Source organism: Necropsobacter massiliensis, assembly GCF_000827595.2.
Lineage (GTDB): Bacteria > Pseudomonadota > Gammaproteobacteria > Enterobacterales > Pasteurellaceae > Necropsobacter > Necropsobacter massiliensis.
In genome coordinates this window covers 58522-85170 of record NZ_LN776179.1, presented here as the reverse complement: position 1 = coordinate 85170, position 26649 = coordinate 58522, and the positions used below count along the sequence as shown (strand labels likewise).

The window sequence follows — 26649 nt, the reverse complement described above, 5'->3', positions numbered from 1 at the left end:
CAGATTCCAAGCAAAGAGTGCCAAAGAAGAGAGGGAAATTTAATGAGAAACTCTTTTTAAATTCAAAACAGTTTTTAGTGATAAAAAAGGGCGCTTATTCTTGGAAAAATAAGCACCCATAATGACAACATAGAGGAATATTAAAGGTATTTTTTAAAGCTCGCTGCCGTTACACAGATGGATAGTCCAAATAGAAATGCAGCTGGCACCAAAATTATATTCGGGTAAATAGAAATTGGGATAGAAAGATACAATACCCATGCCGACAACATAATCGGGCCAATTAATCGACGTGCATGATGATAAAGAAAACTAGACTCTCTGCCCGCACCAAATTTACGACGGTCACGCATCATTAACCCTTCAGTAAAGCCCGCAAATGCGGCTAACAAAAAGAGTGGGGAAGTAAAAACAATCACTACAAGTCGAATAACAAAGGTGATAAAAACATAAATCACTGACTCAATATAAGCTCGCCCATAATGATACACCCACAAACCTACGCCACTATGCTCACGAGGGTTGGCTAACCAATCTTTTACACCTGTTTTCACAAAAAGCCATTCATGTAATGACAAAATAAGACCTTCAGCCAGCTCTTTTGGAGAATGATAGAAAAGACCTCTCGTTAGACTATCAGAAAGCCATCCAAGCTCAGTTAGCATCATTTTTTGACTGTGTAAATGACCTTCTTCAGGCCATAAAAATGCAATACCTAACCATTCAAGAATAATGCTCAAAATCAGGGAACCCAATAAGGCGGCTAATACCGCATTAATGTAGTAAAAAAGACCCTTTTTCTTTTTTTTGACTTGTTGTTCTGCCATTACTGTAATGTTCCCGCTGGAGATAATTTACAGTGAAAGAAAAGATAACCTTTTACTTCACCGTCTAAAAAAATTTGAATTGCCTGGATGCCATTTTCAGATTTTTTTACATCATTAGCCGTCCAAAGTGAGATGCCTTTATTTGCATACTTTTTCGCAAATTCATGTGTGGTATAACGCTGATTATTCCAATCTTCCAAATAAGGTAAAAAGTAATTAAGTAATTCATCAGCGTTTTCCAGCCCACAAGAACAGCTAGTGACTGAATTGAAATCTACGCTCATATCCGGAATATCAAGCAAGTTCATATCCGGCTGATTAATTATCTGTGTCATCAAAATCATCCTCATCTGTATCATCATTCTGATCAATATCTTCATCTTCCATATCTTCAGCAACTGGAGCTTCAACATCCCCGAAAAGCATTTCTTCTCCTGCGTGTGAAGGTGCTCGATTTAATGACATTGACTGAAAAGCGGTTGCTATATCTTGACTTGGCGCATAATCAGAAAATGCAGATTGCCACCAATTTGGAGAAATATGGTAGTTTTTGCGCATATAAGCCGTCAATTCTTGAAGCGACTCCGGCATCACATCATCTTTATCAACCGCAGGTAAAGGCATTCTTAATTTATAAAGCGTACTTCCCTCAAGAAGGGCAAATGCCTGACCTTTTGGTAGATTTGTAATATGTGCTGGCGATAACATTGGCACCATTTTTTCAGAAATACGTTCACCAGTATTAGAAGTAAACGCCTTGCCATCATCCGGATTGCTGTTATCTGTCGTACTTGATGTCACCATGCTTTGATAAATTGTGACATCGTTGAGCTGACGCGTTAAAAACTCTGCAGTGGCCGGCTCTTTTACCCGGAACATTAAAAGTGTATTGAAGTTACCTGTTGTTTGTCCCGTTTTCGCTTTACTTCCAATACGAGCTTCAATATCTGAAAGTGTTTGAGTATAGGCTGTTACCTGCATTCCTGCACCACGACCTTTATTGATTAACGGGATAAATTCATCACCCATCAATTCATTGAACTCATCGCAATGAAGGTTGATTTTAGGCGGTTTGCTTTTAGTTTTAAATGCATCCGGCAACCCCTCATCTACGCCAAATTTATAAATATGACCAGCCATTGATACCAAATCAGCAAACATACTATTACCCACAGCTGCAGCTACAGTCGCATCAGATAGCGCGTCTAAACCAACGTAAACAATCCCTCTTTTACGAATAATAGATTCCCAATCAAAGATAGGGCGCTCATCATGAATATCAGTGTAATCAGGCGAGAGAAGCTCTGCAGTTTTACCTGTAGTGAGTTTTTCAAGTAACGGTAAAAGCGATGCCACAATTTTATCAAAATAGGTTTTATCGTAACGTACCGCACTTGATAACCCTTCAAGTACCGGGTCAAAAATCTTATTCTCTAAAATATATTGGTTAATAACAGCAATCAGCGGTCTATCTTTCATCGAGAACGGTAAATTTTTTACATCTAAGTTAGCCGCAACCGAAGCCAACGTTGGCCATATTTTCTTATCTACGGCATCAAAATGAAGTTTGGCGTAATCTAAGAAAAGTGCATCAATATTTTGCACAAAACGCGAGATTTGCACATAGTCCGGGCGTTTTCCCATTTCAACCAATGCACGGGAGACAATATTCACAAAACGCCACGCAAACTCTTTAAATGCTGCACTATTTCCAGCTCCACTTAATTGCCCAGAAATACGTCCTGCCACTTCAGAAATTCGACCGAAGCGACCAACTGGGTTATATCGAGCAGAAATTTCCGGATGCCCTAAATGGAATACATAAAATTCATTTTCACGCCCCGCACGTTTTGCTTCTGCATACATTCGTTTTAACATATCCGGGTCGCCTTTCGGATCAAAAAAGACAACCACTTCACGCTCTTCAGGTGTTTTACCTCGATGTATATCTTGTGTAACAAGCACTTCAGCAAAACGCGTTTTCCCTACGCCAGTTGTACCAAATACTAAGGTATGACCGCCACGGTCGCCTAACGGAAGCATAATATCGCGTTCATTCGGCTCCACACCATGCATCACCGGAATGCCGCCAACTGGCGGTAGCGGTCTGACTGGATTTAATGGAGAGTCCATTGAAGTGAGTCTAGATAACCAATTATCATGCACTTTTTCATAATCACGAGCGGCTTTAAACCACTTCCCATTTTTCCAATAAATTTGCCCATTTGCAGAGAAACAGTCATAAAGACGTTGCGTATGCTTTGGCTCCCATTCAAAGCCTCGTCCTAAGAACAAGGCTTTTTTACTTACTGGAATTTGACGACTGGTCAAAGCATAGTGAGGGAGTCTGCGTAAATTTCGGTGATAGCGTACAATTTCCATGCCTTGACGAAAACGCATAACCCCCATACCTGCGAAAGCAGCCCCTAATCCATATCCAATAAGAGGATTTAATGCGAGCGACCAAGGCGCACCGCAACAAACCAAAGCACAAGTACCATGGACGGCAGCTGGAAAAAATTCAACAGGCGGTCTAAGTAAACCTTCTAATACATGTTTTTGACTCATTGCGACAATCCTTCTGAAGTCAATAAAGCAGGGTAGTGAGCAAGATTCAATCTTGAAGCTAAGTCATCCCCTGGCGTTGGCATTAAGGTTAAATCCGGTGCTAATTGGCGTAACTCGCTTAATTCGTTTGTTGTTTTAACGCTTACTACAAGTCCCATTGCACCAATTTTTTTAAGGTAATTATAATTAGCGTGTAGCCAATTTTTAGATAAGTTATCTGTTCCAATAAGAAAAATAGGCAACATTCCAGGAAGATTCATTCTGACTGGTTGTATTTGCCCCGGTGTCATTCTATGTGAGATAACAGGTAAAATATCCGCTTCGGTCAATGTTGAAGGAACGCTATTAGGGTAGGCTTGAACCATTGATTCATCTGGTTGTAATGCTTCATAAAAACGGACTGCACTTTCTCCGCCAAAATCACCAATAACTTTTAATTCAGCTTGCGCCTGAACTACTGCTCCTAAGCAGACCAAAGAGAGGAAAAAGGATTTATACTGCATAATTCTGTTCTCGTATTAATTGGTTGGATTTTGCCAACGAATAGCTTGTTGATTTGTTTGATTTGACGCTGGCTCAACCCAACGCATAGCGGTTTCTGTTGGAGAAACCCAATGTAAATTGGCTGGTAATGGTTTATTCTCAATTTGATAACGTGGTGATACTGAAGGGCGCTGGAAGTTAGCTATTTGTTTACTGACATTAAAACGCTCACTTTGATAAACAAGAAAGCCTTGTACCGACATTCCTTTTTTCATCCCGTTACGTTTCATATTTAGAATATCTTCACGTGTTGCTCTACCTTGTAGCGCTCGATGTAACCCATCTATACCGATATTATGAGCAAGATATAAATTTTCATGGGATGGTTTTATGCCTCGCTCAAAAAACTGATTAATATGCCATCTAGCTAAAAGTGCGGTTGCTAGAGTGTTAAGTTGATTGTTTTTTCTAGGGTCGAAAGGTGTATCACGATTGTAACGAGTGATTTGAGTCATACCTAAGGCTCGCCCCTCATCAGTTGTTGCAAGCCAATTCCAGGTGCCCCGGGTAAATTGCCCCACACCGGTTGCCCCGGTTGGGGAAACATTTCCATACCACCCATCTTCAATTTTTACTAACCCACGTAGCATCGCTTCATCGACCTGGTAGCGATTAGATGCATCTTTAATATAGCCATCAATATCAGTTCCAAATCCATTAAATGCAACGGAGTGAGTCGCAACTCCAAGACCGATTAAGCTAAATACGATTTTTAATAGACGATTTGTTGCCATTGCCCATCCTGTTGAATTTGGAATGCAGCAGGCATTTTGCCATCTGCATACTGTAACCAGGCTCCATTATCATGATTAAGGGTAATTAATTTTCTATTCACTTTATTTGGGTCGATGTTATGTTTTTTTGCCCAATTATAGATTTGCTCATTATTCTTCACGCCAACAAAATAAATATCTATAGGCGTTTTATCATTCACATATTGCAGTACACGATCAGCATTCGCTTCACATTTGTCACAATTTTCTAGGCGAGTAAAATAAATCACCCGTCCAAACCGCTCTGAAATATGAGGTTCAACCTTAAATGGTTGCTCATTTGGATACATTTCAGCAAATACGCGATCATAAGTGCGTTGGAACTGCAGCTCTCGCTCCATGCGGTCGTGCATTTTTTTTGCCAGTAGTCGAGCATAACGCTCTCTTTCCTGCTCATTTCGAGACTCCACACCAAGCGAGGTTAAAGGGTCAAGACCTGGCGACCATATACCACGAGCACCTTGATTAAGCTCTTGGTAGCGTTGCCATTCTTGCTCAGTTAAACCCCACTCTTGAGACTTAGCTAATAACTCTTGTTGATTTAATTTATTTGTCACCAAGTTTTGTTGATTGAGGGATTGAGTAGCAAGTGTATTAGCCGCAGTGACTTCAGCAAATACAGCAGTAGAAAACATCCCTAATATTATCGCCACATAGGATATTTTTTTGACATGATTCATTGCTTATTCCTCGATGATTTCTGTTGTGGTTGTTGTCGTTGTTGTGGTTTCTACTTTCGGCTTTTCCCCTGTAGCACGTTCCGGTACAGCTGGGCGTAATTTAAAACAAACGGTACGAGAAACGTCATTGATAGTAATTTCATAAGCCGGCCCTGCTAACATTTGAAGGGCATCACGTAAAGCCATCGGGCCAAATTGATAATGTACTTTTGGTAATGGACGGGAATAAAGCGTAGAAAGTGTTGGTTCATTCTGACCAAAGCCATGACAAAGTGAAAGGCCTGTATCTTTTAACGTCGTGCGTAATCCCTGCTCAACGGTTGCCGTTAAGGCTCGTTTCTTTTTACCTAACATGTTGACAGTGACACTTTGGTCAAGAAGGTATTTTTGACCTTCTTCCGGAGAGAAATTAATTAAAGTGTATCGACCTTCACGTAACACTTCTGTACGCTCAGGCTGATAGTCTGTGTAAATATCCGGACGAACAATTCGATCTTCCGGTTGTAAAACTTGATGCTGACCTTGTTGAATATTTGGATTTTCTAGTGCTTGTTGCTCATCGGCTGTTTGTTGTTTATGTGCACAACCTGAAAGCACAACCAATGCAAAAGTGGTTAATAGAATTTTTTTCATGATGAGGCTCCAATTAAGGTATTTAAATAATGCCTTAATATGGATAACTCTCACCTGAATTTGAATAATTTATTCTTCTTGAAGTAAAGATAGAAAAATTAGCTGAGAAAAATATATTTAACGCCAACAATAATTGTTAAGTGCACCGGGTAAAAAAGATAAAAGAAAAGCTTAGGCATTCGAGAGATTGAGATATTACATTGGCGAAGGCCTTTAGGGTGAAGAATAAATATCATTGTACCGACCACAACAGTTACAACACTGATTGTTTCAACAATAGTTTCCCCGAAATTATCAATAAAACTGTGATTGACGAAAAGTGCGAGCAATACACAGGTTAGCATCGTAATAAGACGAAATTGAGTATCTTTTGTTTGCAAAAATAGGTAACAACCAATGCAATATGAAAGCCCAGGTAAACCATAATCAGAGAGTGCGGAAAGAATAATAAAAAAGCCTAATCCAAAAAACATGACCCAGCTATTTAAGTCTTGACGGTTTTTATATACCCATATTACCCCGATTACAGACAAAAACTGAAATAGGACATTTAAACGGTCATAATTAGGCTCGAAAAGCGTAAAACTGATTTCAGATAAAAATGCGGTTGCTATCATCCAAGTGAAATAACTTTTAAAGTTCACGTTATCTCGAGATAAATTAAGCGCGATGATAAATCCAAACGCCACGTAGGAAAATCGACCAATCACCCGGCACCAGGATAGAGCAGGGTAAGCATTTGAAAAAGCCACACCAATATGATCGATAATCATCGTGATAAGAGCTAACCATTTTAGACATTCAGTTTGAGAAGAGGTTAAATAAGGCATCGTTATACTATTAAAAAGAGTTTTATTTATCATATCCTAAAAAGGAAAAGCCTATCTACATAAAGTAGATAGGCTTTCAAGGTAAATAGATTAATATTCATATCCGAGCATAATCGTTGTAGAACTACGATCTGCTTCAGTGATGATAAAAACACTTTCTCCATCAACAAAATGCTGGCTTACAATGCGTTTATCCTTCTCTACGGCATGATCGTTTTCAATCCAATCTTCAACGCTGGTAGCACCCCAATCATAACTTAATTGTTTTTCAATTAAGCGATGAATGGTTGGCATTCCCAATAACTGTTTAGCGCAGATAGTACACGAAACATCCCCTAACTTAAGTGGTGTTCTTTTTGATTGATATATATCCCAATCAAAGTGTCCTCTTTGCTCATCTTCATTTTCATCAGAAAAAGAAATCTTAGTTGTTCGATTCCCGTCATCATCTACTGAAGTAGAGAGTTGAATGGTGTCTTTACCATTATCTGCTTGATAGAAATTCATGACAATTTCTGCAAGCGGATGTGGCGGTTTTTCAATCCAATCTTTATTCCCCAGCATGATAATGCAGCCATTTTGATGCCACGAGATGACCTCATTGATCTTTTCGGTAGTTAATTCCGCTAAGATACGACGAGAGACGAAGATTTTTCCAAGTTCTAAAATACGATTTTCCTTACACATAAGTGTTTCTCCTAAATTTTTAAAATGTAAAAAGTAAAGGGGATAACACTGCCATTGAGGGTGTTATCCCCCAATGGGTGAAAGGTTGTTAGCTACATAAGATGATTATCAGTAAAGCAAAAAGACGCAGAACCAGAAACGATAAAGTGATCAAGTAATTTAATATCCATTAATTCACAAGCTTCCTTTAATCTCTTGGTTACATATTTATCAGCATCACTAGGCTCAACATTTCCAGTTGGATGATTGTGCCCAATGATAATTGCTGATGCATTTAGCTTTAATGCCTGTCGAATAATCTCCCGAATCGACACAGAAGTTTCTGAAACAGATCCTTGAAACATCACCTCAGATTTAATCAATCTGTGCATTCTATCCAAGAAAAGTACCACGAAATTTTCTCTTTCTTCATTCCCTATAATGGTTTGAAAATAGAGTTTAGCTATTGATGGCTCAGTAAATTCCTGTGCACCTTGGTAAAAGGGCTTTTCTTCCATCACTTTAGTTAAAATAACCTGTGCCTGTTCTAAAATAGCTTGTTGTTGCTCGTTTAATTTAAACATTCGATATTCCTTCTAAAATAGGGAATATCGCCCATAAGGGATATATCCCCTATGGGTAAGGTGCGAAAAGAATGCTTATCGCACATTAAAGTTAATGTTATTAATCAGAAGTTTTTAAACTGTCGATAATATGTTTAATTTTTGCTGCAAGTTCTAAATCGTGTTCAGATTCATCATCTATACAATTTTCCAAATAATCACTCATATCAGCAATTAGTGCTTCTTTTGTTGGCGAAGGTTGGAACATAATTGATCCATCCCCATTATTACTAGCATTTTCCAATGCCAATTCAACAAGTAAAGCTTCTGCTTCTTGAGGTGTATATTGGTACTCAGAAGTTGCTACACATTTGCCAGAGTGCCACGCATAAACTAGCTTGGTTTGAGGATCATAGAAATGATTTGGCTCAATCCCTTTAGGGGTAGTTGCCTTTCCTAGAAACTCACTTATAAACTCTTGCGTTGTTAAAGTAATTAGCTCTAATCCACTATTTACATAGTAAAACATATATTTCTCCAATTTATGTTTTCAAAAGTTAAATTTACGCCCAAAGTAATTCGGCTAGTTTTACTTTTTTCTCAAGCTCATTGACTGCTTTTTTAGCATAAGTGAGAGAAAAAGCATGTGTTCGCAATTCAGGTTTATCTTTAAGCTCTTGGTGTTTTTCTTTGGCTTTTTCCAATTCAAACTTAAAGAACTCAAGACTTTCCGGCATAGATAAATCAATTTTCCCTGCCATCTGTTCCCAATAAGCGATTTTACCGTCATAACTTTCTGCTTTACGCATTTCTTCAATAGACTTATCCATGCGTCTTGCATTACGTTCAATCAAGGCTCTATGACGTTTTTCGCTATGATGACCGATTTTAATCGGTTCCCCCAAACGAAGAAATTCACGACCTTCATTAGCAGCTTCACAATATTGTTCACTGCGTTTTAATGCATTATTAGCTGCGTTTTGATAACGCTCAGCTTTTTGTTCTGCACGAACTTGACTATTCACTCCATCACACCGGGTGAAGGAATAAAAATACGCATCCTCAGAGGTTTTTACGAGATTATGAATCTCCACTTCAGTCTCTTTACCGTATTTACTGGTTAAGATGATAACGTCACCTTTTTGGTGAGCATCCGGACATTTAGCAACAAAAACATTAGGGCAAAATTTAGCGTAAGTATTCATAGGTTTCTCCTCAAATAGAAATAAAAAAGGAGAAACCACCCATAAGGGGAGTTTCCCCTTCAGGGTAAAGAAAAAGCCAACAAATATTGTTGTTGGCTTTCATCAGTTTATAGGTTAGTCATTCCCTTGCTCATCTTGGCGTTTTGCTTGATATTTCAACTCACCATCAACTTTAATAAAGTTAATACGATAGAGTCGTCCTTTAATCGACACGCCAGTATCACCTTTTTTGTGATATTCGCTATCTTTTGAATAAGTGAATGTGTCATACCACAAATCACTCATTACAAAGGAAACCAAGACTTTTTTCTTCGCCTCAACCGCGTCTTGACAGCGTTTAATCAAGTTAGTGGTTTCTTCACCGGATACGTTCATATCAAAAAAACGATATTCCGGAGAATCGGAAGAGCCTGTAAGAGCAGCAATTCGACAAGCCCAAAATGCATCTCCTTTTTTCGGCTTGATTTCGCGAATATCGCTTAAATAACCAATGCCAGAAGTATGAAGATTGAAATATTTTGGTTGTGCGTTTTGAGTAGACATAATGTTTCTCCTAAGTAGTAAAAAAGCGGAGAAACATCCTTACCCAACACGGGAAAAATGTTTCCCGCCAAGGGTTAAATTGTGATTAAACTAGAATAAGTAATCTTATTTTAGGTTAAGGGTAGTTTAAGGTGGCACACCTACGAATTATTCGTAGATTCTCCTTTCAGTGTGCTGGAAAAAATTTTGGCTATGATTCTACTTGCACTAAGGCAAGGCGTTGCTTCTCAAGAATCGTGCAACTTCTTAAAGGCTGTTTTCACAGCACCTTAAAAACTGTTGTTATTAAAATCTAAAGCAAACCTTAAATGTATAAAAAATTAAAAATTCTATTTGGAGATATTTTAGTCAAAAGAAAAGGTCACCCAGTTTCCTGAATGACCTTATAGTTTTGACTATAGATTGATTAAATAAAAATTAAGTAGGCCAAACTAATTTGATTCATAAAAATACTGATACGTTCGTTACCATATACGGATTTTTACGGCTCGCCTTATCCGATTACTTTGTGGCCATCAATCGGTTATATCTGTGGCATCAAATTGACACAAAGGGCACCCATTGTTTCACCGGTGGGCTCCGGTAAGGAGAAAGTAGCAAGCCATTGCGAATTTTCAAAATGCACTTTGCAATACACTTTAAAAATCCGCAATGGCCAGCGATTTGAAAAGTCGAGAGTAAATTGGGGCGTTACTCCATCATTACTCTGATTAACTAGGTGGCACACCTCACAAGGAGCGTTAATCAATGTGAGAAATTCCTTTCAGCGTGCTGGAATCATTTTTGGCTAGTGTGAATTGATAACCGACAATTCACGAACGGTCTTACGAAGGCTTTAGTATAGCACTATTTTTGAGGGCTCGCCATTCACAGGCGCTTAAATCCTAGTTCAATAAGCTTCGTAAAGATGAAATTTGCTCACTCACACTTTTACTCGACTTTTTCTTTAAATTTTTTGTACTTTTAGTATTCTTCTTGCTATCAATATTTTCAATATGTTGGCAATTTGGATAAGCAGAACACCCAAAAAAAGCCCCATTTTTACCATTTCTTTTAATCATTGGTGCACCGCACTTAGGGCATTTACGAATTTCAATATTCCCCAAACTCATTCCCTTTTTAAGGCAATCAGCCATCAAATGCCGCACAAAGACTTCTTGTTTTTGCATAAACACGTCTAGCGAAAGCGTTCTTTCAGCAATTTGATTGAGCGCTTGCTCCCAAAGTGCGGTTAAACCCGGATCTTTTAACATCTGAGGTAAATTATCAATTAGCGTCATTGCTTCATCTGTCGCTAATAGTGATTTACCTTTCTTTTTCAAGAAACCTTTATCAATCAAACCTTGAATCGTTCCCGCCCGAGTGGCTTCTGTACCAAGTCCTTCAGTTTCTCGTAAGCGTTGTTTTAAACGCTCATCAGTTACAAAGCGAGCTGCATTTTTCATTGCGGTGAGCAATGTGCCTTCCGTGAAGTGATTAGGTGGTGATGTTTGTAAGGTTTTTATTTCTGAATCAGAAATCTGACAGACTTGTCCTTGCTTTAAAGTTGGTAAGGCCTGAGGTGCATCATCATCTTCATCAAGTGATTTGCCAAATAGAATTTTCCAACCTGGAGCAATAAGCACATTCCCACGTGCACTTAATATATGTTGACCGCACTTCAAAATAATTTGTGTCTTATCTGTTTCAGAAACAGGTAAGAATTGAGCTAAATAACGACGACGTATGAGATCATAGAGCTTTAATTCTTCATCAGACATTTTGCTAATATCAGCTTTAATCATAGTCGGAATAATGCCATGGTGAGCAGTAATCTTTTTATCATTCCAAACTCGTGATTTTTGATTAAGGTTTAACATACCAGCAAGGGGTTGTAATCGATTATCGGATTGCAACAAACATTGGATAATTTGAGGCGCTTCTGCAAACTGAGACTCCGGTAAATAACCACAATCTGTTCTAGGATAGGTTGTCGCTTTGTGAGTCTCATAAAGTGATTGAGCTATATCCAATACTCTTTGCGCACCCAGTCCATAAAGGCGGTTAGCTTCTGATTGTAAGTCACTTAATGCAAAGCAAAGTGGGGCATTTTGTCTTTCACGTTTAGTTTCAACCGATTCCACTTTCGCTTGGCCCAATTGACGAATTTGCTGATTTGCTGCTTGTATAACTTGGGCAGACAAACAAAGTCCATCAGGATCGCAATATTGCTCCGGAATAACGTATTGCGTAGCAAAATGCTGATTTCCATCAGAAAGCATTACTTGCAAAGCAAAATGTTGCTTAGGAATGAAGTTTTTTATCTCACGGTCACGATTAACAACCAGGCTTAATGTTGGAGTTTGTACCCGACCAACACTTAAAGGTTTCCCTTGATACCCTTGTTGTTGCGCTAATAAGGTATAGAGACGAGAGAAATTCATACCAATAAGCCAATCAGCTCGACTACGTGCAAGTCCCGCATAGTAAAGAGGTAGTGTCTCCTCATTATTTTTAAGTGCGCCCAAGGCTTTGCGAATACTGGTATCATCTAGTGCAGACAACCAAAGGCGTTTTATTTGCCCTCGAAATCCTGCCAAATCCAGCAATTCTCTTGCTATAGTTTCGCCCTCTCTATCAATATCGGTTGCAATGACAACAAGTTTAGCTTGTTTGATAAGTTTCATGACGACATTGAACTGTTTTTTTGTTTCTTTTTTAGGTGAAAGCCCCCATTTACCCGGGATAATTGGCAAGGTCTCAAATGCCCACTTTTTAAAGGCAGGATCATATTCTTCAGGATTAAATTGCTCTACTAGATGACCAATTCCCCAGGTAACGGTAAGCTGACCGTCAGGTGTTGATAAACAACCCTCACCACGCCTTGTCGCACCTAATACTTTTGCAATATCATTGCCTTGTGATGGTTTTTCGCATAAAAATAATTTCATGATGTTTTCTCTCATTGATATTTGAGAGATATTTTCGATGTAATAAGATAAACCACAATTAGGAATTCTTTTTAAATTGAGGAGTAAATCATGATAAAACTGACCCCTTCATCAATTGGAGTGATGGTTGATACGCTTAGATATTCAGGTCGAGATAGATATATTATTTTTAGAATGAAAACGAGAGAGCAGAAAGTCGTGTATATGCGTTATCCACAGCATATTGAAAATATGGCTAATCAAGAGAACATGATTGTCATCGTAGATGCTCAAAAGTTTCTTTCTTTATGGTAGCGATCACCGTATGAGGTAGATAAAAATACATGTGCGGGCGATGAGTCAACATGGAGAAAAGATTATAAGTTTCATCATGCTGAAAACGGATTTGCTAAAAGTATGGATTCTCCAGTTCCACTTGCAGATGTAAATGTTCATATTAAAGATGGAGAAATAAGCTGTAGTCTTAATGATGGTATGACAAGAACGCTTTGGTTGCTTGCAAATGGTGTAAAGGAGTTTCCTATTTTGGTTAGAAACCATAAAGAGAAAGCTAAAATTCTGTCAAAGTATGCAAGCCCATTATCTTCACTTCATTTTGAGCCACTTAATTTATTTTTTGCAATTACAGGAGAAAAATACCCCTTGTAGCCAAGGGGTAAACGTTTGAGATATTAAACAATATGAGGAAAAGGAAAAGTTTGGATGGATCTCAAAAAACAAATTTGTTTCGTTATCTATCATACAAAATAATCATTATTATCGGTATCGAAATTTAAAAATAACTGAAATAAAAAAAGCCCCACTAAGGTTGGGGCAAAGGAGAATGAGGTATTGATTACCTACACTATGTTTATGTTGTCGTATTATTTAATTGCTTTTATCACTTCTGATTTAACAAATTGAGCAAAATCAGATTCATTTGAGGATGCAATCCAGGAAATTCTAACCTTGCCGTCCTCTTTTGCAAGCGTTATGTCAATTTTTCGACCGCCAACATAGCTATTTGCCATGTGATAATAGACCCCAGGAGTCGCTTCATGAGCATGTCCTTCTTCATCTAAAAGCGATTCGTAACGTTGACGCTCATACCCGGATAATCCACTTAATGCTTCCTCCCGTGTTTTGAATTTTAAATTACGTTTAATTTTTACGTAAAGAGAGTCAATATTTTTAGATGATGTAATTGAATCCTCTACGTTATAGCGATGAGAACGAGAACTTTGAGTGTAAGCCACACCGGAAGAACTAGAGGAACTATTCCCCCCGCCAAGAACACTGCTGAGCTGACCTGCAACATTACCAACCGCATCATTCAATGAGTTTAATTCAGCACAACCACTTAAAGCAGCGACGGCAGATAAAACAAAAATTATTTTTTTCATCACGATTAACCTTAATTATATTGAGTTCAGAATGGTATTGAATCATCAAAAGCATTTGCCGATGCATCTTGTTGTGGCATTGGCTGAGAATTATTTGCACCATCTGCACTTTGAGGGCGAGTACCTAACATTTGCATTACATCACCTTGGATTTCCGTGGTATAACGATCTTGCCCGTTTTGATCTTGCCATTTACGAGTACGCAAGCGTCCTTCAATATAAACTTGCGCTCCTTTCTTGAGATATTGGCCGCAAATTTCAGCTAATTTGCGATAAAAAACGATTCGATGCCATTCAGTCACTTCACGACGTTCACCGGTGTTTTTATCCGTCCAAGCTTCGCTAGTTGCTACACTGATATTTGCAACTGCTTCACCATTCGGCATGCTTCGCATTTCAGGATCATTACCTAAATGTCCCACGATAATTACTTTATTAATTCCAGCCATATTGATTTCTCCTAAATCACAAAATTAACTGTCAAGATTGTGCATTTTTTACATCTAATCCTTAAGGATAAATTCAGTAAAAAACACAGAGATTTTTTAACACAACCACGAAAGGCAAAGGCTTTTTTTCGTTAAGGTAAGGGGCTTGTCCTCTTACCTTTAAAAGGCCTTTTAGTGAGCCGATCACAAACCATATAAATTAGCCGATTACAAACTAGAAGATCCAACGTTCACAAATGTGAATGTTATAAATGATCTTCTATCTCTTTAATTTTATCTACCGCACTTGATACCTGTCTCATCATAAAATTTAGTACGGAGACCTGCAGATTAATCAAAATGCGTTCTTTCTCAGCTGAGACAAGTTTTTGTCGTAAGTCTGAAGATAACTGAGGATTATTAAATACCGGATTTAACACAGCATCACCAGTCTTAGAAGCTTGAAAACTGCGCCAGCGTAAAAACGTCCCACCGGATGATGATGCTTTATCTCGGATCATGTGAATAGGTAATACACTAAGTTCACTTTTACGGACATTCTGCAACATTTCATTCTGCTGCAACATTAAAGCTTCACGGACTGTAGCAAGGGATTCAGCTAGTAATTCATACTGTTGCACTGAGTCTAACTCACTGAATAACTGTTTCAGCGAGTCATTAAGTGGGGTTGTGCGTCCTAATTGTTTATACATATCAGAAGGAATGAGCACGTTATCCATAATCCCAATCTCCATTATTCAGTTTTATTTGCTGTAATTTGGACTTCAACAGAGCCATTATCATCTGATTCAGCAAGTGATGATTTTTTAATTGTTGGAGCAAATGTTGCACGTGTTGTACCGGAAAGCACGTCAGGCGTTAAGGTATATTTCATACGTTTTACAGCAGCTTGATAGCGAGCGTTATTTTCAAGCGCATCTTGGCGTGTAATACCGGAATTTCGGTAATTCTCAAGCACACCAAATGCACGACGAATTAATTTAGCTCCGGACTCTAACCAATCGTATGCATCATCTTTTGTAAGTAATGCAATATGTGAAGCGGTCATCACTGTACGAGCTAACGAATCAAAATCAGCCAAAAGATACAATAATTGATAACCCAGCTGAGTATTCACAAAAATAGGGTATTGAATCGGAGCAATATTGGCGCAACGCTCAATTTGAAAGTTTTCAGGGATTTTCTCACTGTAGAGATTAACCATTCTCCAGGTCATATCTTGCATTTCTTTACGAAATCCTAAGACTTTTTGTTCAAAACGAAGTAGATAATCATCAGCATAAGGATCATCTTGTTCAGCAGCTTGCTGAATTTGGCTCAATAGAGATAGAGCATTAGGAATACTGAGAATTGATGATGTAACGACTTCACCTGCTTCATTTTTAACTAAGTCACGACCATTCCAAAGACGAGTTGCATACTGGGTATGAAGCGTAAATGTAATCTCACTGCGTAACGGCCCAAGCTGTTGGTTGTATGTTGTTGTCATGTTATGTCACCTTTTATCATTTGGTTAGAATTTGTACTTTGTCCAGCCCCTGGACAGTGGTTAATTTTTGTTCACTGTGCAGTCCCTGCACACTGGTTAAAATTTGTACTTTGTAAAGTCCCTTTACAGTGGTTAAATTTTGTACTTTGTAGAACCCTTCTACACTATTCACTTTTTATACAGCTTATTCAATTGCAAATTGAAGCCTTAAATTGTCGAATGCGATCAGCTCTCGCTTTTCGCTCTTCTTCAGATTGCACTCGCATTGGTTTTATTGTGCTATCGGCTTTCACATTATTAACTAAGCTAGTTTCATCATGTTGTGATAACCGATTTTTTGATGATAATGATTGCGCTTGTGTAGCCAAAAATTGTTCATACAAATATGGTTTAAATTCACCACGGTGTGCACGTTGGATTAATGTCACTACATAGCCTTGTGGTTTTTTCACTTCACCTTTTGCCACACGCTGTTCTAGCTCAAATAAAATCGCTTTACAGATTCCTAAATCAAGTCCACGCATTGCTTGCATAATTGCTGTTTTTTCCAATGATGAAAACTGAATATTAGTCGGCCAGTCAATTTCATCCGCATTACCAGTACAGTACGTATTTATATAAATACTAGTACCTGTACTGTACTGTGAAAAACCTGAGTTCCCTTTTGGAACTAAGCCTGAAATCAATGACTTATCATCATTTTGGGTACTGAGTTCCCTTTTGGAACTCTGCTTGATTTTACTGAGTTCCATTTTGGAACTAAGATGATTTTTACTGAGTTCCCCTGTTTTTTCACTGAGTTCCTTATTGGAACTTAGTAAGTTTTCTTGAATAAATGTTGATTCTTCTTGCTCTGAAATATCCATTTTTGGACGTTTTTGATAGTCTTGAAGGCGAGCTCGCATCCAGTCAATGTGAGAAATATAATGCCACTGAGTATTATCTGAGAGCAGGTTTTCTACAATATGGTTTGCTACACCTCGCACAAAGTTATCTCGATGCTGAATGGATTTTTCAAGGAGTGCGATGTAATCATGGTTTAATTGAATCGTATCAATGATTGGCATAGGTTCATCATGAAGGATGTAAAAATTACCCAATACTTGACCTTGCTCATTACGTACAGTTTCACAAAGTGTTAGCCAACGAGTTAATCTAAGTAATAACAACGTTTGGCTAACTAGCTTACGCGAGAGTTCTGCTTCATCATAAGGTTTATCTGAAAGTAATTTTGCAAGCACTTCGTATGATGGGAACATGCCTGATTGAAATTCTCTTGCTTTGTATTTTATAAGTTGCCATGCCAATTTTGCTCTTGATGTTAAATAAGGATCAAATAGCAAACGGGTTGGAACTGTTTCATGCTGGTTGCCAAAAAAGAGCAACCCATGCTCTTGTAATTTTGTTTCCATAATTTAATTCTCTCTGAGAATATTTCATTTTTATTGTTGCAATGTGCTTAAACATCTTTACAATAGCCAATGAACTTTCCCAAGTTCCTTACTAACGATATGAATAACGCCCAACTTAACGTAACGCACTAGGTTGGGCGTTATGTTTTTTAAGCTGCATTCCAGCGGCTAACAAGTTTCCAAATTTCAGTTAAATTAATACCGGTTTCTTCCGCAATTAAAATTAACAGCTCTAGTCCTTCTGTTGATTCAATTGTTTGAACATCACCTTTATGCTCTTGCCATAAGTCCCAAATTAATTTTTCTTCCTCTTCGGTTGCAGCTGGCTTACGTCCCATTGGTTCTTGTTTTCCAAGTAGGCTACGACGAGCAGATACTTTTGAAGTGGTTAAGCCGAAGTAGGAATTGAGCATTTGGATGGATGCACCTAACATTAATGCGCGATCAATAAGGCGACGTTCTTGTGACGACATGCGTACTCGAGCCACTAATCGCCAAAATGCATCGTGATTAATTTCAACTTTGGCAAAGGGAGCTTTGGTGTTAGCCAGTTCATAAACTTCCTCTGTGCTGAGTTTTTCAATTTCTTGCAATTCTTGTTTTGAGAAACCATAGTTCCGGCAAACATTGATATTGCCTTCTTGTAAATTAACCAAAATCTCATTCAATACCACTTGGTTTAAATTGCTGAACATGCTCATTATGCATCTCCTTCTGAACGAATATAGCGAACGAGGCGAATTAAACGGAATAATTTAACTAGCGTGGTATCATCAATTTCTTGAGTATTGAGTAAATATTCCGGTAATAAGGTGAAAGATGTCTGTGGGTGCACATCTGTTTGTAATAAATTTAAGAAGTCATAACACATCTGTGCTACACCGCTCACATCTTTATCTAATGGTTTTACGCGGTAAGTGTAATCAACAGGCTCTTTTACTACATGTTCAATGTAGTCAGTTAATCCAACACTTTCCGCAATGTCGAGTGCTAGTGAATAAGCTTCTACTTTATGCTGACGACCAGGATAAATTTTCCAAATATCATCAACTGGTTGACGGCCTACGCAAGCAAAGCCTAATCCATTTTCTTCTGCACGTTGTTGGCGTTGCTCCTGAATGCTCATGCCTGGAGTAATACCAAATTGTTGAGTTAAATTTTTAGCAAAATCAAAAGAAAGCCCTTCTGAATTAGCATTAGCTTCATCAAACTCTTCATCCTCTGTTTTATTATCTGCTTCATCCTCAAATGAAGGAGAAATTTCAACACTTGCTTGCTTTAATACTGGCGCAGGTATTGATTTTTTTTCAGTAGTAGTCATTTTTGGAGTAGTGACTACACTAGGTTGAGATAATGTATCTAATACGGTTTCTTGTGGCTGTGGTGTATTAAACGCTTGAACATCTTGGATGCTTTCTTGTACGCTTTGCTGTATTTCGTGTTGTTTTTGCGCCATTTTCTTGAATTTTTGCTCATCGAGATCAATTTCAAGGTAAAGGACTTCATAACTTACACGATCACCTAACATGGATGACATTTCATCAATGAGATTGTCTTGGAAGACTTTGATATGAAACGGTTGGTCATCATTACAACGAGCTAGGCTGTGTCCCCAAATTTCATCAAAGGTCACATCTAATTCAAATTGATAATTTTGCCAAATGGCTAAGGCGTTATTACGAATCGCAAGCAATTTATCAATTGGCGCATGACCTAGACCATTAAATAACACATCAGGAATGTATGGATATAAGAATGTTATACATTGTTCCATTTTATGAACCAATGTTTTTGAAATTATGTATCCATCATTTTCTAACTCACTTGAAAGCTCACGAGCAGAAAGGGATTTCCCTAACTTTTTCTCGTAGTATTCTTTCGCTTGCTGAATTCCTAACGCTTTCTCAATAAAGGTTAAATCTGCACGTGTATCATTTTCAATTAAATGACCAATAAGCAAATCTAATTCTGCTTCTACACTATCAGCACTTTCACCTTTCCAAGGTTTGTATAAGCATTCAATAGACCAAAAACGTTGATCTTGAGTCTCTGTAAACAGTTCTTTTAACGCTTGAATACGAGTATTCCCACCGTCAGCGATGATATAAAAAGGTTCGCCAGGTCGTTGAGTGATATTTGGTTTATGATCAAGACCACGACGACGAATTGACTCTTTAATCATTTCAAAGTTAGGATTACGTGTCTTACGAGGGTTGTGTTCATAAGGGCGTAATTTATCTAACGTAACGGTAATGTATTTAGATTGCGCAGGATAATGTGTTGCTGTTGTTGTTTGATAAGCAGCAGACTGATTATTAATAGGTTGAACATTTAATCCTTTCGCAATCGCGTCTAATTGACTTTGTTGTTTTTTATTTTTAGCAATAAATGGATTATTCATAATATCTATCCTGTGTCGTTAAATTCTCAAAAATGCTGTATTGACCTTGAAACAGTGTTTTTACTGTGGCTAACGGGCCATTACGCTGTTTACCAATGATGATTTCCGCAATGCCTTTATCTTCTGTGTCAGGGTTATAGATTTCATCTCTATAAAGATGAATGATGACATCAGCATCTTGTTCAAGAGAGCCGGAGTCACGTAAGTCGGCATTGATTGGACGCTTATTAGCTCGATTTTCTAAACCTCGGTTTAGTTGAGATAATGCATAAATTGGGCATCCAGTTTCTTTGGCTAATTTCTTTAAATCATTGGATATTTCGGCAAGTTCTAAATTGCGATTTTCAGTTTTATTTCCGGTTCTCATTAGTTGGATATAATCAATGAAAATCGCTTTAGGTTTGCCGTATAGACGAGTGTTTTTACGTACTTTGGCGCGTAAACGATGAGGTGTTAAAGAAGCTTCATCATCAATTAGCAAACGACCTTTCCAGTCTTTTTTAATTGTCCCCATTGCATTAGCAAGACGAGTCCATTCTTCCTCTTCAAGCTCAGTCGCTTGACGGATAGATTGCAAGCTGACGCGAGAGCGCATTGCCATAAAACGCTCTAATAGTTGATCAGCGGGCATTTCTTGACTGTAAAATTGGATAGGGCTGTCAGGAAATTTATCTAACGTACTTGCGGCAATCGTTTGTGCAAAGGTTGTTTTACCCATTGCTGGACGAGCTGCAATAATGATAAGTTCTCCTGGTTGACCGCCTGTTGTTGCTCTATCTAATTCAATAATGCCTGTTGGTGTTCCACTAACTGGATCGGCATTAATAGAGGACGTTTCCATGCGAGAAAGGATTCGCTCGAAACTTGCATTAAGATCAGCAACACCATCCGTCTCTTGTTCGATGACAATATTGGTATATTGCTTATCAACACTTTCCTCAAAAGAAGTTAATTCAATCTCATCTTTTGAAGATTGCATTTCAGTTACAATAAACTGGCCCAGAGTCAAAAAACGACGTTGTTTGCTATAACGAGAAATAATCTCAGCATACGCAGTGATATTAGATGCAGAAGGGGTATTGTGAATAATGTCAGCTAAGTATGCTAATCCCCCTATCTGATCAATCAGTTTTTTATCTTTGAAATACTGCTCCAAAGTTAAAATATCAGCGGGTTTTCCTTGTGTTAATAGATGGCTAACACCTTCAAACAATGCTTTATGAGCTGAGACATAAAAATCATCAGAGCGCAGTAAAGTTGCGATCTCATCAAATTTGTCATTATCAATAATGAGAGCACCAATGACCGCACTTTCCGCTTCAATAGAAGCAATAAGTTTATCAGTCATATTAGCCTTCCTTTTTCATTGGTTTATCAAAAAGTGTTTTAAATTGAGGGAGTAACAAGCAACACAGTTCTTTGATAACAGGATATTCAGCTTGGCTATGGCGATAAACTGGCAATGAATAAGTTGCAGCTTCTCTATATGCCACATGCGCAGGGATTGAAAAATCAAGGAAGGTTTTGCTTTCATCAAAATTGGTTTCAAAGAGTACGTGTAATTGATTGAGTACAAATTTCACGTCATTAGTATTATCAACGCAATTTGCGATAGCTTTGAGAGGTGGTAATTTGAAGCCAAATGATTCAAAGGTTTCTAAATCTTGATACATTCCGATAGTTCCACGGATAAATTCTTTCGCAGAAAGAATGTGTGGAAGAATAGGGCAGAATAGGATGTCAGCTGCTAAGACAGACATATCGACAGTAATGTCTCTAGTACCTCGAGTATCAACCACAATAACATCATAATTATCAATGTTTTTAATTAAGTGACTAAATCGAATTGCACCATCAGGGGCATTACGTAGAGTTTGACTTACATTGTTTGATGGATCATTTGATTGAATTAAATCCAAATTAGGAATGGATGTTTTTGAAATGATATGGGAAGGTTCAATATCACGACGGGTTAAAAACTCATAAATACCACCGGGAGCTTCTTCAGTTAAAGCATAATAAGAGCTTAAGGTTGGTTGAGTATCAGTATCAATAAGAAGAGTTCTTAAACCGTGGTCAGCGCAGAACGCCCCAATATTGGCAGCATTTGTACTTTTTGCAGAACCGCCTTTAGTACAAGCGACAGTAATAATATAAGGTTTTTTAGAAACAGAAGAGAAGTCCATAATTCCTCACCTAACGATAATTAAAAATTAAAGTTAAGTATTGGACTAGGTACTGATTATTGGTTTGGAATTAGATGGTGCCCGAAGCCAGACTTGAACTGGCACGCCTCGAAAGGCGAGGGATTTTAAATCCCTTGTGTCTACCGATTTCACCACTCGGGCGAGTGGAGCGGGAAACGAGGCTCGAACTCGCGACCCCGACCTTGGCAAGGTCGTGCTCTACCAACTGAGCTATTCCCGCATTTTGATGGCTGCATCTTGCTGCCGAATAACGTGGTGAATTCTACGGATTTCTTGTCATTAGTCAAATAGAAAATGCACATTTAAATCTGATTGTCTAAAAAGAAATCATGCCTGATGTATACTCTGTTTATGGCATAAACTATGTTAATTTTGACCGCACTTTTTGCGATAATGCGGATTATTGTTCGTTTAACAGATTACCTTTTGCGGCTTTTAAATATTGCAGCATTGACCAGACAGTCAAGATCGCAGCGATGTATAGAAAAATAATGCCAGCGATTTCCATCAGTACGTTATAGCGCCATAGCAAGCCGCCCAGTGCAAGCATTTGCGAGGCGGTTTTGACTTTCCCCAGCCATGACACCGCAACTTTGCTGCGACTGCCAATTTCCGCCATCCATTCCCGTAAGGCAGAGATAATGATTTCTCGCGAAATCATGATGATGGCAGGAAGTGTGACCCAGAAAGAATGTTGATATTCCATGACTAGAGCCAGTGCGGCGACAACCATGACTTTGTCGGCAACAGGATCCAAAAATGCGCCGAACGGCGTGCTTTGATTCCATTTACGCGCCAGATAACCGTCGAACCAGTCGGTTATGGACGCCACAAAGAAGATAACGGTGGTTACTAGAGGCGCCCAAGTGAAAGGGAGGTAAAAGGCAATAATAAAAAATGGGATCAGTACGACCCGGAATAATGTCAGAATGGTAGGAAAATTCAATTTCATAGAAATTCGGTCAGTAGTCGATAATTCGACTGTATTTTAAAACATATTATGCGGCTTGGACAGGGGTATTTTGAGGAAAAAAGATTGGATTATGCTCCAATCTTTTTTCAATAATGACAGGACAATTATTCTACTTTAACAATCCAATCTGCCGGTGCGTCGATATCTCCGAACTGAATGCCGACCAGTTCGTCATAAAGTTTTTTAGTAACATCGCCGACGTCAGTTTCAGAATAGAATACGTGGAAATTGTCACCATATTGAATGCCGCCGATCGGCGAGATCACCGCCGCAGTACCGCAGGCGCCGGCTTCTTTAAATTGATCTAGTTGATTGATGTACACATCGCCTTCAACGGTTTCCATACCCAAGCGTTCTTTGGCCAAATAAAGCAGCGAATATTTGGTAATACTCGGTAGAATGGATGGCGATAGCGGTGTAACGAATTTATTGTCTTTCGTAATCCCGAAAAAGTTTGCCGAACCGACTTCTTCAATTTTGGTGTGGGTGGCCGGATCAAGGTAAATACAATCACTGAAATGGCGTTCTTTGGCTTTTTTACCCGGATACAAACTGGCCGCATAGTTGCCGCCGACTTTGGAGGCACCGGTACCGTGCGGCGCTGCGCGATCGTATTCGGAAACGATAAAATTAGTCGGTTTCATGCCGCCTTTGAAATAAGCACCGACCGGGCAGCAGAAAATTGAGAAAATATATTCCGGTGCGGCATTGACGCCGATATTGTCTCCGACCCCAATCAGGAATGGGCGTAAATATAAGGTTGCGCCACTGCCGTAAGGCGCAAGCCATTCTTCGTTGGCTTTCACCACCTGTTTGCAAGCGTCAATAAACATATCAACTGGGACTTCTGGCATCAGTAAGCGTCGTGCGCTGGCCTGCATACGTAGTGCATTTTGATCCGGTCTGAACAGATTGATTGAACCGTCTTTGCAGCGGTATGCTTTCAGTCCTTCAAAACATTGCTGACCATAATGTAGTGCGGTTGAACCTTCGCTGATATGTAGTTGATTATCTTGTGTTAATTCACCTTTAGACCATTTTCCGTCTTGCCAGTAGGCAATATAGCGGTAATCAGTTTTGATATAACTGAAACCTAGATGTTGCCAATCGATATTTTTACTCATTTTGCTTCCTTTAAACATTAATACGATAAATTTAATCTACACCATTCTTTATGGGTTGAAAACCGTTTCGGATTAAAATCGGAGAATTTTATCAATTTATTTAATTTGACGGGGGAAATGTCGGTGAGATTGTGGTAGTATGCGCAGATAAAAAAACACCGCTCATAAGAGCGGTGTATAACCTAAATAGGGTTTAAAAAATATACAGGAAGTGAAATGAGTAACTTTATCAGTTACTCTGTCCGGCTTCCCGGACAATATGCAAACACAACATCATACTTAAGTCCGAAACTCTTTAACCAGTAAGGAATTACCAATCATTAAGTATGGCGCGTATTGTAGAGAGGTCGTCCAGGTTGGACAATAGATATTTTTTTATTTGAGATATTAGAAAAACTAATCCGAAAATCAGTAACTTATTATAAATTAAATTTTTATTATTGGGAAGATTTATGTATAAACGTTTGCCTCCCCTGAATTCACTGAAAGCGTTCGAATGTTCTGCCCGCCATTTAAGCTTCACTAAAGCGGCGGATGAACTCTTTGTTACCCAAGCGGCGGTGAGCCATCAGATAAAACTATTAGAAGATTTTTTAGGCATTGAGTTATTTAAACGCAAAAATCGTTCGCTGGAATTAACCGAATTAGGTAAAGCCTATTTTACCGACGTCACCAAGGTCCTGCACCGTTTGGCGGAAGCGACAGATAATTTGTTGGCGCAGAAAAATGACAAACATCTGGCCATCAGCGTGCCACAGACATTCGGGATTCAATGGCTAGTACCGCGCTTGAGCGAGTTTCATCAGTTGCATCCGGATATTGAAGTGCGTCTGAAAGGCGTGGATCAGGATGAAGGGTTATTAAATAAAGATGTGGATGTGGCGATTTATTACGGTCGGGGAAACTGGGATAATTTGCAGGTGGAAAAACTGGCGGAAGAACATTTATTGTTGCTGGCATCGCCGAAATTACTGGCTCAGCAATCGGTCCATTCACAAGAAGATCTTAAAAAGCATACCTTAATTCACATTTATACCCGCGATAACTGGCAAAATATGGCGAATTATTTGCAATTGGACGGCCTGGATATTCAGCACGGACCGCTGTTTAGCCACACTTTTATGGCGTTGCAGGCGGCGGTGCACGGGCAAGGTATCGTGCTGGCAAACCGCGTGTTGGCGCAGCAGGAGATCAGCAACGGTAATTTGCAAATCGTATTACCCACCAATTTGAAAGATCCGAAATCCTTTTATGTGGTCAATCGTCTCGATAAAGCCAATGATACGCAAATTTCGGCGTTTCGTGATTGGATCATCAAAGCAATGAAACAGAGTGGCGACGATGAATAAGTTAGCATTATATTGCCGTGCCGGATTTGAAAAAGAAACCGCCGCAGAAATCAGCGATAAAGCGACGCAGCTGAATATTTTTGGTTTTGCCCGCGTTATAGAAAACAGTGGTTATGTGATTTTTGAATGTTACCAGCCGCATGAGGCGGATCGGCTGGCGCGTGAAATTCCGTTTAATCAGTTGATTTTTGCTCGCCAGATGATTGTCGTGTCGGATTTGTTGCAGGATTTACCACCGCAGGATCGCATTAGTCCGATTATCGCGCAGTACCAGTGGATTGAACGGTTAGTCCCTTTACACCAAAGCAATGAGATTCGAGTGGAAACCGCCGATACCAACGATGCCAAAGCACTTTCCGGATTTTGCCGAAAATTTACCGTACCGATGCGCAACGCTTTGAAACAGCAAGGTTGGCTGTGCGCTAAAGCGAATGAAAAGTGCGGTCTGACATTGCACATTTTTTTCATTCAATCTGACCGTTGTTATATCGGCTATTCTTATAACGATAATCATTCGCCGCATTTTATGGGAATTATGCGGCTGAAATTCCCGCCACAGGCGCCGAGCCGCTCAACATTGAAACTGGAAGAAGCGATTCTGACCTTTATTCCGCGTCAGCAAGAGCGTCGCCATTTCAATGAAAATATGTACGCGGTGGATCTCGGGGCTTGCCCGGGCGGTTGGACTTATCAGCTGGTAAAACGTGGCTTATTTGTGTATGCCGTCGATCATGGCAAAATGGCGGCAAGTCTGCATGATACGGGACGCATTGAACATTGTGCGGAAGACGGCTTTAAATTTCAGCCGCCGAAGCATCACCGTATTGATTGGCTGGTGTGCGATATGGTGGAGCAACCAAGTCGTATTACCGCCTTGATCGGCAAATGGCTGACTAACGGCTGGTGCAACGAAACCATTTTCAATCTGAAACTGCCGATGAAAAAACGTTATGCCGAAGTATGTCGCTGTTTGCATGACATTCGACAGGCATTGCAGCAACGGGACTTACGTTTTTCCGTGCAGGCTAAACATCTTTATCATGACCGGGAAGAAATTACCGTGCATATTAAGCTCATTCGCTAAAGCTACATCGGTGTGGTA

General features: G+C 39.1%; 28 protein-coding genes, 2 tRNA genes and 1 pseudogene. 4 read left to right on the top strand and 27 right to left on the bottom strand.

Features of this window, described 5'->3' with window-relative positions; translation table 11 throughout:
- Window positions 1–140 precede the first annotated feature (140 nt).
- From BN3349_RS02485 to BN3349_RS02420, 14 genes are all read right to left on the bottom strand, one after another.
- Complete coding sequence (locus BN3349_RS02485) at window positions 141–827, bottom strand: TIGR03747 family integrating conjugative element membrane protein (RefSeq protein WP_005687582.1); 687 nt, start codon at window positions 825–827, stop codon at window positions 141–143.
- The gene (locus tag BN3349_RS02480; protein WP_005687581.1) at window positions 827–1162 is read right to left on the bottom strand and encodes a hypothetical protein; all 336 of its coding nucleotides are present in this window, start codon (window positions 1160–1162) and stop codon (window positions 827–829) included. Before BN3349_RS02480 ends, BN3349_RS02485 begins: the two co-directional genes overlap by 1 nt.
- Window positions 1146–3395: a type IV conjugative transfer system coupling protein TraD gene (gene traD / locus BN3349_RS02475; protein WP_011271842.1), complete on the bottom strand. Its 2250-nt coding sequence runs from the start codon at window positions 3393–3395 to the stop codon at window positions 1146–1148. Before traD ends, BN3349_RS02480 begins: the two co-directional genes overlap by 17 nt.
- Window positions 3392–3898 (bottom strand): integrating conjugative element protein, encoded by a 507-nt coding sequence (locus BN3349_RS02470; protein ID WP_011271841.1) that lies wholly within the window; start codon window positions 3896–3898, stop codon window positions 3392–3394. Before BN3349_RS02470 ends, traD begins: the two co-directional genes overlap by 4 nt.
- 15 nt (window positions 3899–3913) lie before the next feature.
- Entirely contained in the window at window positions 3914–4672 is a 759-nt protein-coding gene (locus tag BN3349_RS02465; protein ID WP_011271840.1) for a transglycosylase SLT domain-containing protein, read from the bottom strand.
- Window positions 4651–5391 (bottom strand): TIGR03759 family integrating conjugative element protein, encoded by a 741-nt coding sequence (locus tag BN3349_RS02460; protein ID WP_040975698.1) that lies wholly within the window; start codon window positions 5389–5391, stop codon window positions 4651–4653. Before BN3349_RS02460 ends, BN3349_RS02465 begins: the two co-directional genes overlap by 22 nt.
- A gap of 3 nt (window positions 5392–5394) precedes the next feature.
- On the bottom strand, window positions 5395–6024 hold the full coding sequence (pilL2, locus tag BN3349_RS02455; protein ID WP_012564935.1) for a PFGI-1 class ICE element type IV pilus protein PilL2: 630 nt from the start codon (window positions 6022–6024) through the stop codon (window positions 5395–5397).
- 98 nt (window positions 6025–6122) lie between these two features.
- On the bottom strand, window positions 6123–6887 hold the full coding sequence (locus tag BN3349_RS02450) for a TraX family protein (RefSeq protein ID WP_245853723.1): 765 nt from the start codon (window positions 6885–6887) through the stop codon (window positions 6123–6125).
- A gap of 57 nt (window positions 6888–6944) precedes the next feature.
- Window positions 6945–7541 (bottom strand): hypothetical protein, encoded by a 597-nt coding sequence (locus BN3349_RS02445; protein ID WP_040975697.1) that lies wholly within the window; start codon window positions 7539–7541, stop codon window positions 6945–6947.
- 92 nt (window positions 7542–7633) lie between these two features.
- Entirely contained in the window at window positions 7634–8104 is a 471-nt protein-coding gene (gene radC / locus BN3349_RS02440) for a RadC family protein (RefSeq protein ID WP_040975696.1), read from the bottom strand.
- Between the two features lie 100 nt (window positions 8105–8204).
- Window positions 8205–8612 (bottom strand): hypothetical protein, encoded by a 408-nt coding sequence (locus tag BN3349_RS02435; protein WP_040975695.1) that lies wholly within the window; start codon window positions 8610–8612, stop codon window positions 8205–8207.
- 34 nt (window positions 8613–8646) lie between these two features.
- Window positions 8647–9288, bottom strand: a complete 642-nt coding sequence (locus BN3349_RS02430) for a DUF3560 domain-containing protein (protein ID WP_040975694.1) — start codon at window positions 9286–9288, stop codon at window positions 8647–8649.
- Between the two features lie 114 nt (window positions 9289–9402).
- Window positions 9403–9831: an STY4534 family ICE replication protein gene (locus tag BN3349_RS02425; RefSeq protein WP_014326562.1), complete on the bottom strand. Its 429-nt coding sequence runs from the start codon at window positions 9829–9831 to the stop codon at window positions 9403–9405.
- 884 nt (window positions 9832–10715) lie between these two features.
- Window positions 10716–12761: a DNA topoisomerase III gene (locus BN3349_RS02420; protein WP_040975693.1), complete on the bottom strand. Its 2046-nt coding sequence runs from the start codon at window positions 12759–12761 to the stop codon at window positions 10716–10718.
- A 90-nt stretch (window positions 12762–12851) separates the two neighbouring features.
- On the opposite strand from BN3349_RS02420, the gene BN3349_RS12205 reads away from it, so the two are divergent.
- Both BN3349_RS12205 and BN3349_RS12200 read left to right on the top strand, forming a co-directional pair.
- Complete coding sequence (locus tag BN3349_RS12205) at window positions 12852–13055, top strand: hypothetical protein (protein ID WP_245853721.1); 204 nt, start codon at window positions 12852–12854, stop codon at window positions 13053–13055.
- A 15-nt stretch (window positions 13056–13070) separates the two neighbouring features.
- Window positions 13071–13409, top strand: a pseudogene (locus BN3349_RS12200) (plasmid fertility inhibition factor family protein); the annotation flags it as partial.
- 215 nt (window positions 13410–13624) lie between these two features.
- Here BN3349_RS12200 and BN3349_RS02410 read toward each other — a convergent pair.
- From BN3349_RS02410 to BN3349_RS02350, 13 genes are all read right to left on the bottom strand, one after another.
- On the bottom strand, window positions 13625–14143 hold the full coding sequence (locus BN3349_RS02410) for a membrane lipoprotein lipid attachment site-containing protein (protein ID WP_005687559.1): 519 nt from the start codon (window positions 14141–14143) through the stop codon (window positions 13625–13627).
- A 26-nt stretch (window positions 14144–14169) separates the two neighbouring features.
- Window positions 14170–14592, bottom strand: a complete 423-nt coding sequence (locus tag BN3349_RS02405) for a single-stranded DNA-binding protein (RefSeq protein ID WP_005687556.1) — start codon at window positions 14590–14592, stop codon at window positions 14170–14172.
- Between the two features lie 245 nt (window positions 14593–14837).
- The gene (locus BN3349_RS02400; RefSeq protein WP_005653583.1) at window positions 14838–15311 is read right to left on the bottom strand and encodes a DUF3158 family protein; all 474 of its coding nucleotides are present in this window, start codon (window positions 15309–15311) and stop codon (window positions 14838–14840) included.
- A 14-nt stretch (window positions 15312–15325) separates the two neighbouring features.
- Window positions 15326–16081 carry a PFL_4669 family integrating conjugative element protein gene (locus BN3349_RS02395; RefSeq protein WP_005667775.1) on the bottom strand — a complete coding sequence of 252 codons (756 nt, stop codon included), beginning with the start codon at window positions 16079–16081 and terminating at the stop codon, window positions 15326–15328.
- A gap of 188 nt (window positions 16082–16269) precedes the next feature.
- Window positions 16270–17493, bottom strand: coding sequence for an STY4528 family pathogenicity island replication protein (locus BN3349_RS02390; RefSeq protein ID WP_005687549.1), 1224 nt, complete (start codon window positions 17491–17493; stop codon window positions 16270–16272).
- Window positions 17494–17642: 149 nt separating this feature from the next.
- The gene (locus BN3349_RS02385; protein WP_005653590.1) at window positions 17643–18194 is read right to left on the bottom strand and encodes a DUF2857 domain-containing protein; all 552 of its coding nucleotides are present in this window, start codon (window positions 18192–18194) and stop codon (window positions 17643–17645) included.
- Window positions 18194–19894 (bottom strand): ParB family protein, encoded by a 1701-nt coding sequence (locus BN3349_RS02380; protein WP_040975692.1) that lies wholly within the window; start codon window positions 19892–19894, stop codon window positions 18194–18196. The genes BN3349_RS02385 and BN3349_RS02380 overlap by 1 nt, the downstream gene beginning before the upstream one ends.
- Entirely contained in the window at window positions 19887–21242 is a 1356-nt protein-coding gene (dnaB, locus tag BN3349_RS02375; protein ID WP_040975691.1) for a replicative DNA helicase, read from the bottom strand. The genes BN3349_RS02380 and dnaB overlap by 8 nt, the downstream gene beginning before the upstream one ends.
- A 1-nt stretch (window position 21243) precedes the next feature.
- Window positions 21244–22080 carry a ParA family protein gene (locus BN3349_RS02370; RefSeq protein ID WP_011271825.1) on the bottom strand — a complete coding sequence of 279 codons (837 nt, stop codon included), beginning with the start codon at window positions 22078–22080 and terminating at the stop codon, window positions 21244–21246.
- A gap of 75 nt (window positions 22081–22155) precedes the next feature.
- Window positions 22156–22242, bottom strand: a tRNA-Leu gene (locus BN3349_RS02365).
- Between the two features lie 3 nt (window positions 22243–22245).
- Window positions 22246–22321: transfer RNA gene (locus tag BN3349_RS02360), tRNA-Gly, on the bottom strand.
- Window positions 22322–22501: 180 nt separating this feature from the next.
- Window positions 22502–23053 carry a CDP-diacylglycerol--glycerol-3-phosphate 3-phosphatidyltransferase gene (gene pgsA, locus BN3349_RS02355; RefSeq protein WP_040975690.1) on the bottom strand — a complete coding sequence of 184 codons (552 nt, stop codon included), beginning with the start codon at window positions 23051–23053 and terminating at the stop codon, window positions 22502–22504.
- 125 nt (window positions 23054–23178) lie between these two features.
- The gene (locus BN3349_RS02350; RefSeq protein ID WP_040975689.1) at window positions 23179–24198 is read right to left on the bottom strand and encodes a branched-chain amino acid aminotransferase; all 1020 of its coding nucleotides are present in this window, start codon (window positions 24196–24198) and stop codon (window positions 23179–23181) included.
- 452 nt (window positions 24199–24650) lie between these two features.
- Here BN3349_RS02350 and BN3349_RS02345 point away from each other — a divergent pair, with 452 nt between their 5' ends.
- On the top strand, window positions 24651–25547 hold the full coding sequence (locus BN3349_RS02345; RefSeq protein ID WP_040975688.1) for a transcriptional regulator GcvA: 897 nt from the start codon (window positions 24651–24653) through the stop codon (window positions 25545–25547).
- Window positions 25540–26631 carry a 23S rRNA (cytidine(2498)-2'-O)-methyltransferase RlmM gene (gene rlmM, locus BN3349_RS02340; protein WP_040975687.1) on the top strand — a complete coding sequence of 364 codons (1092 nt, stop codon included), beginning with the start codon at window positions 25540–25542 and terminating at the stop codon, window positions 26629–26631. Before BN3349_RS02345 ends, rlmM begins: the two co-directional genes overlap by 8 nt.
- The last annotated feature ends 18 nt before the right edge of the window (window positions 26632–26649 follow it).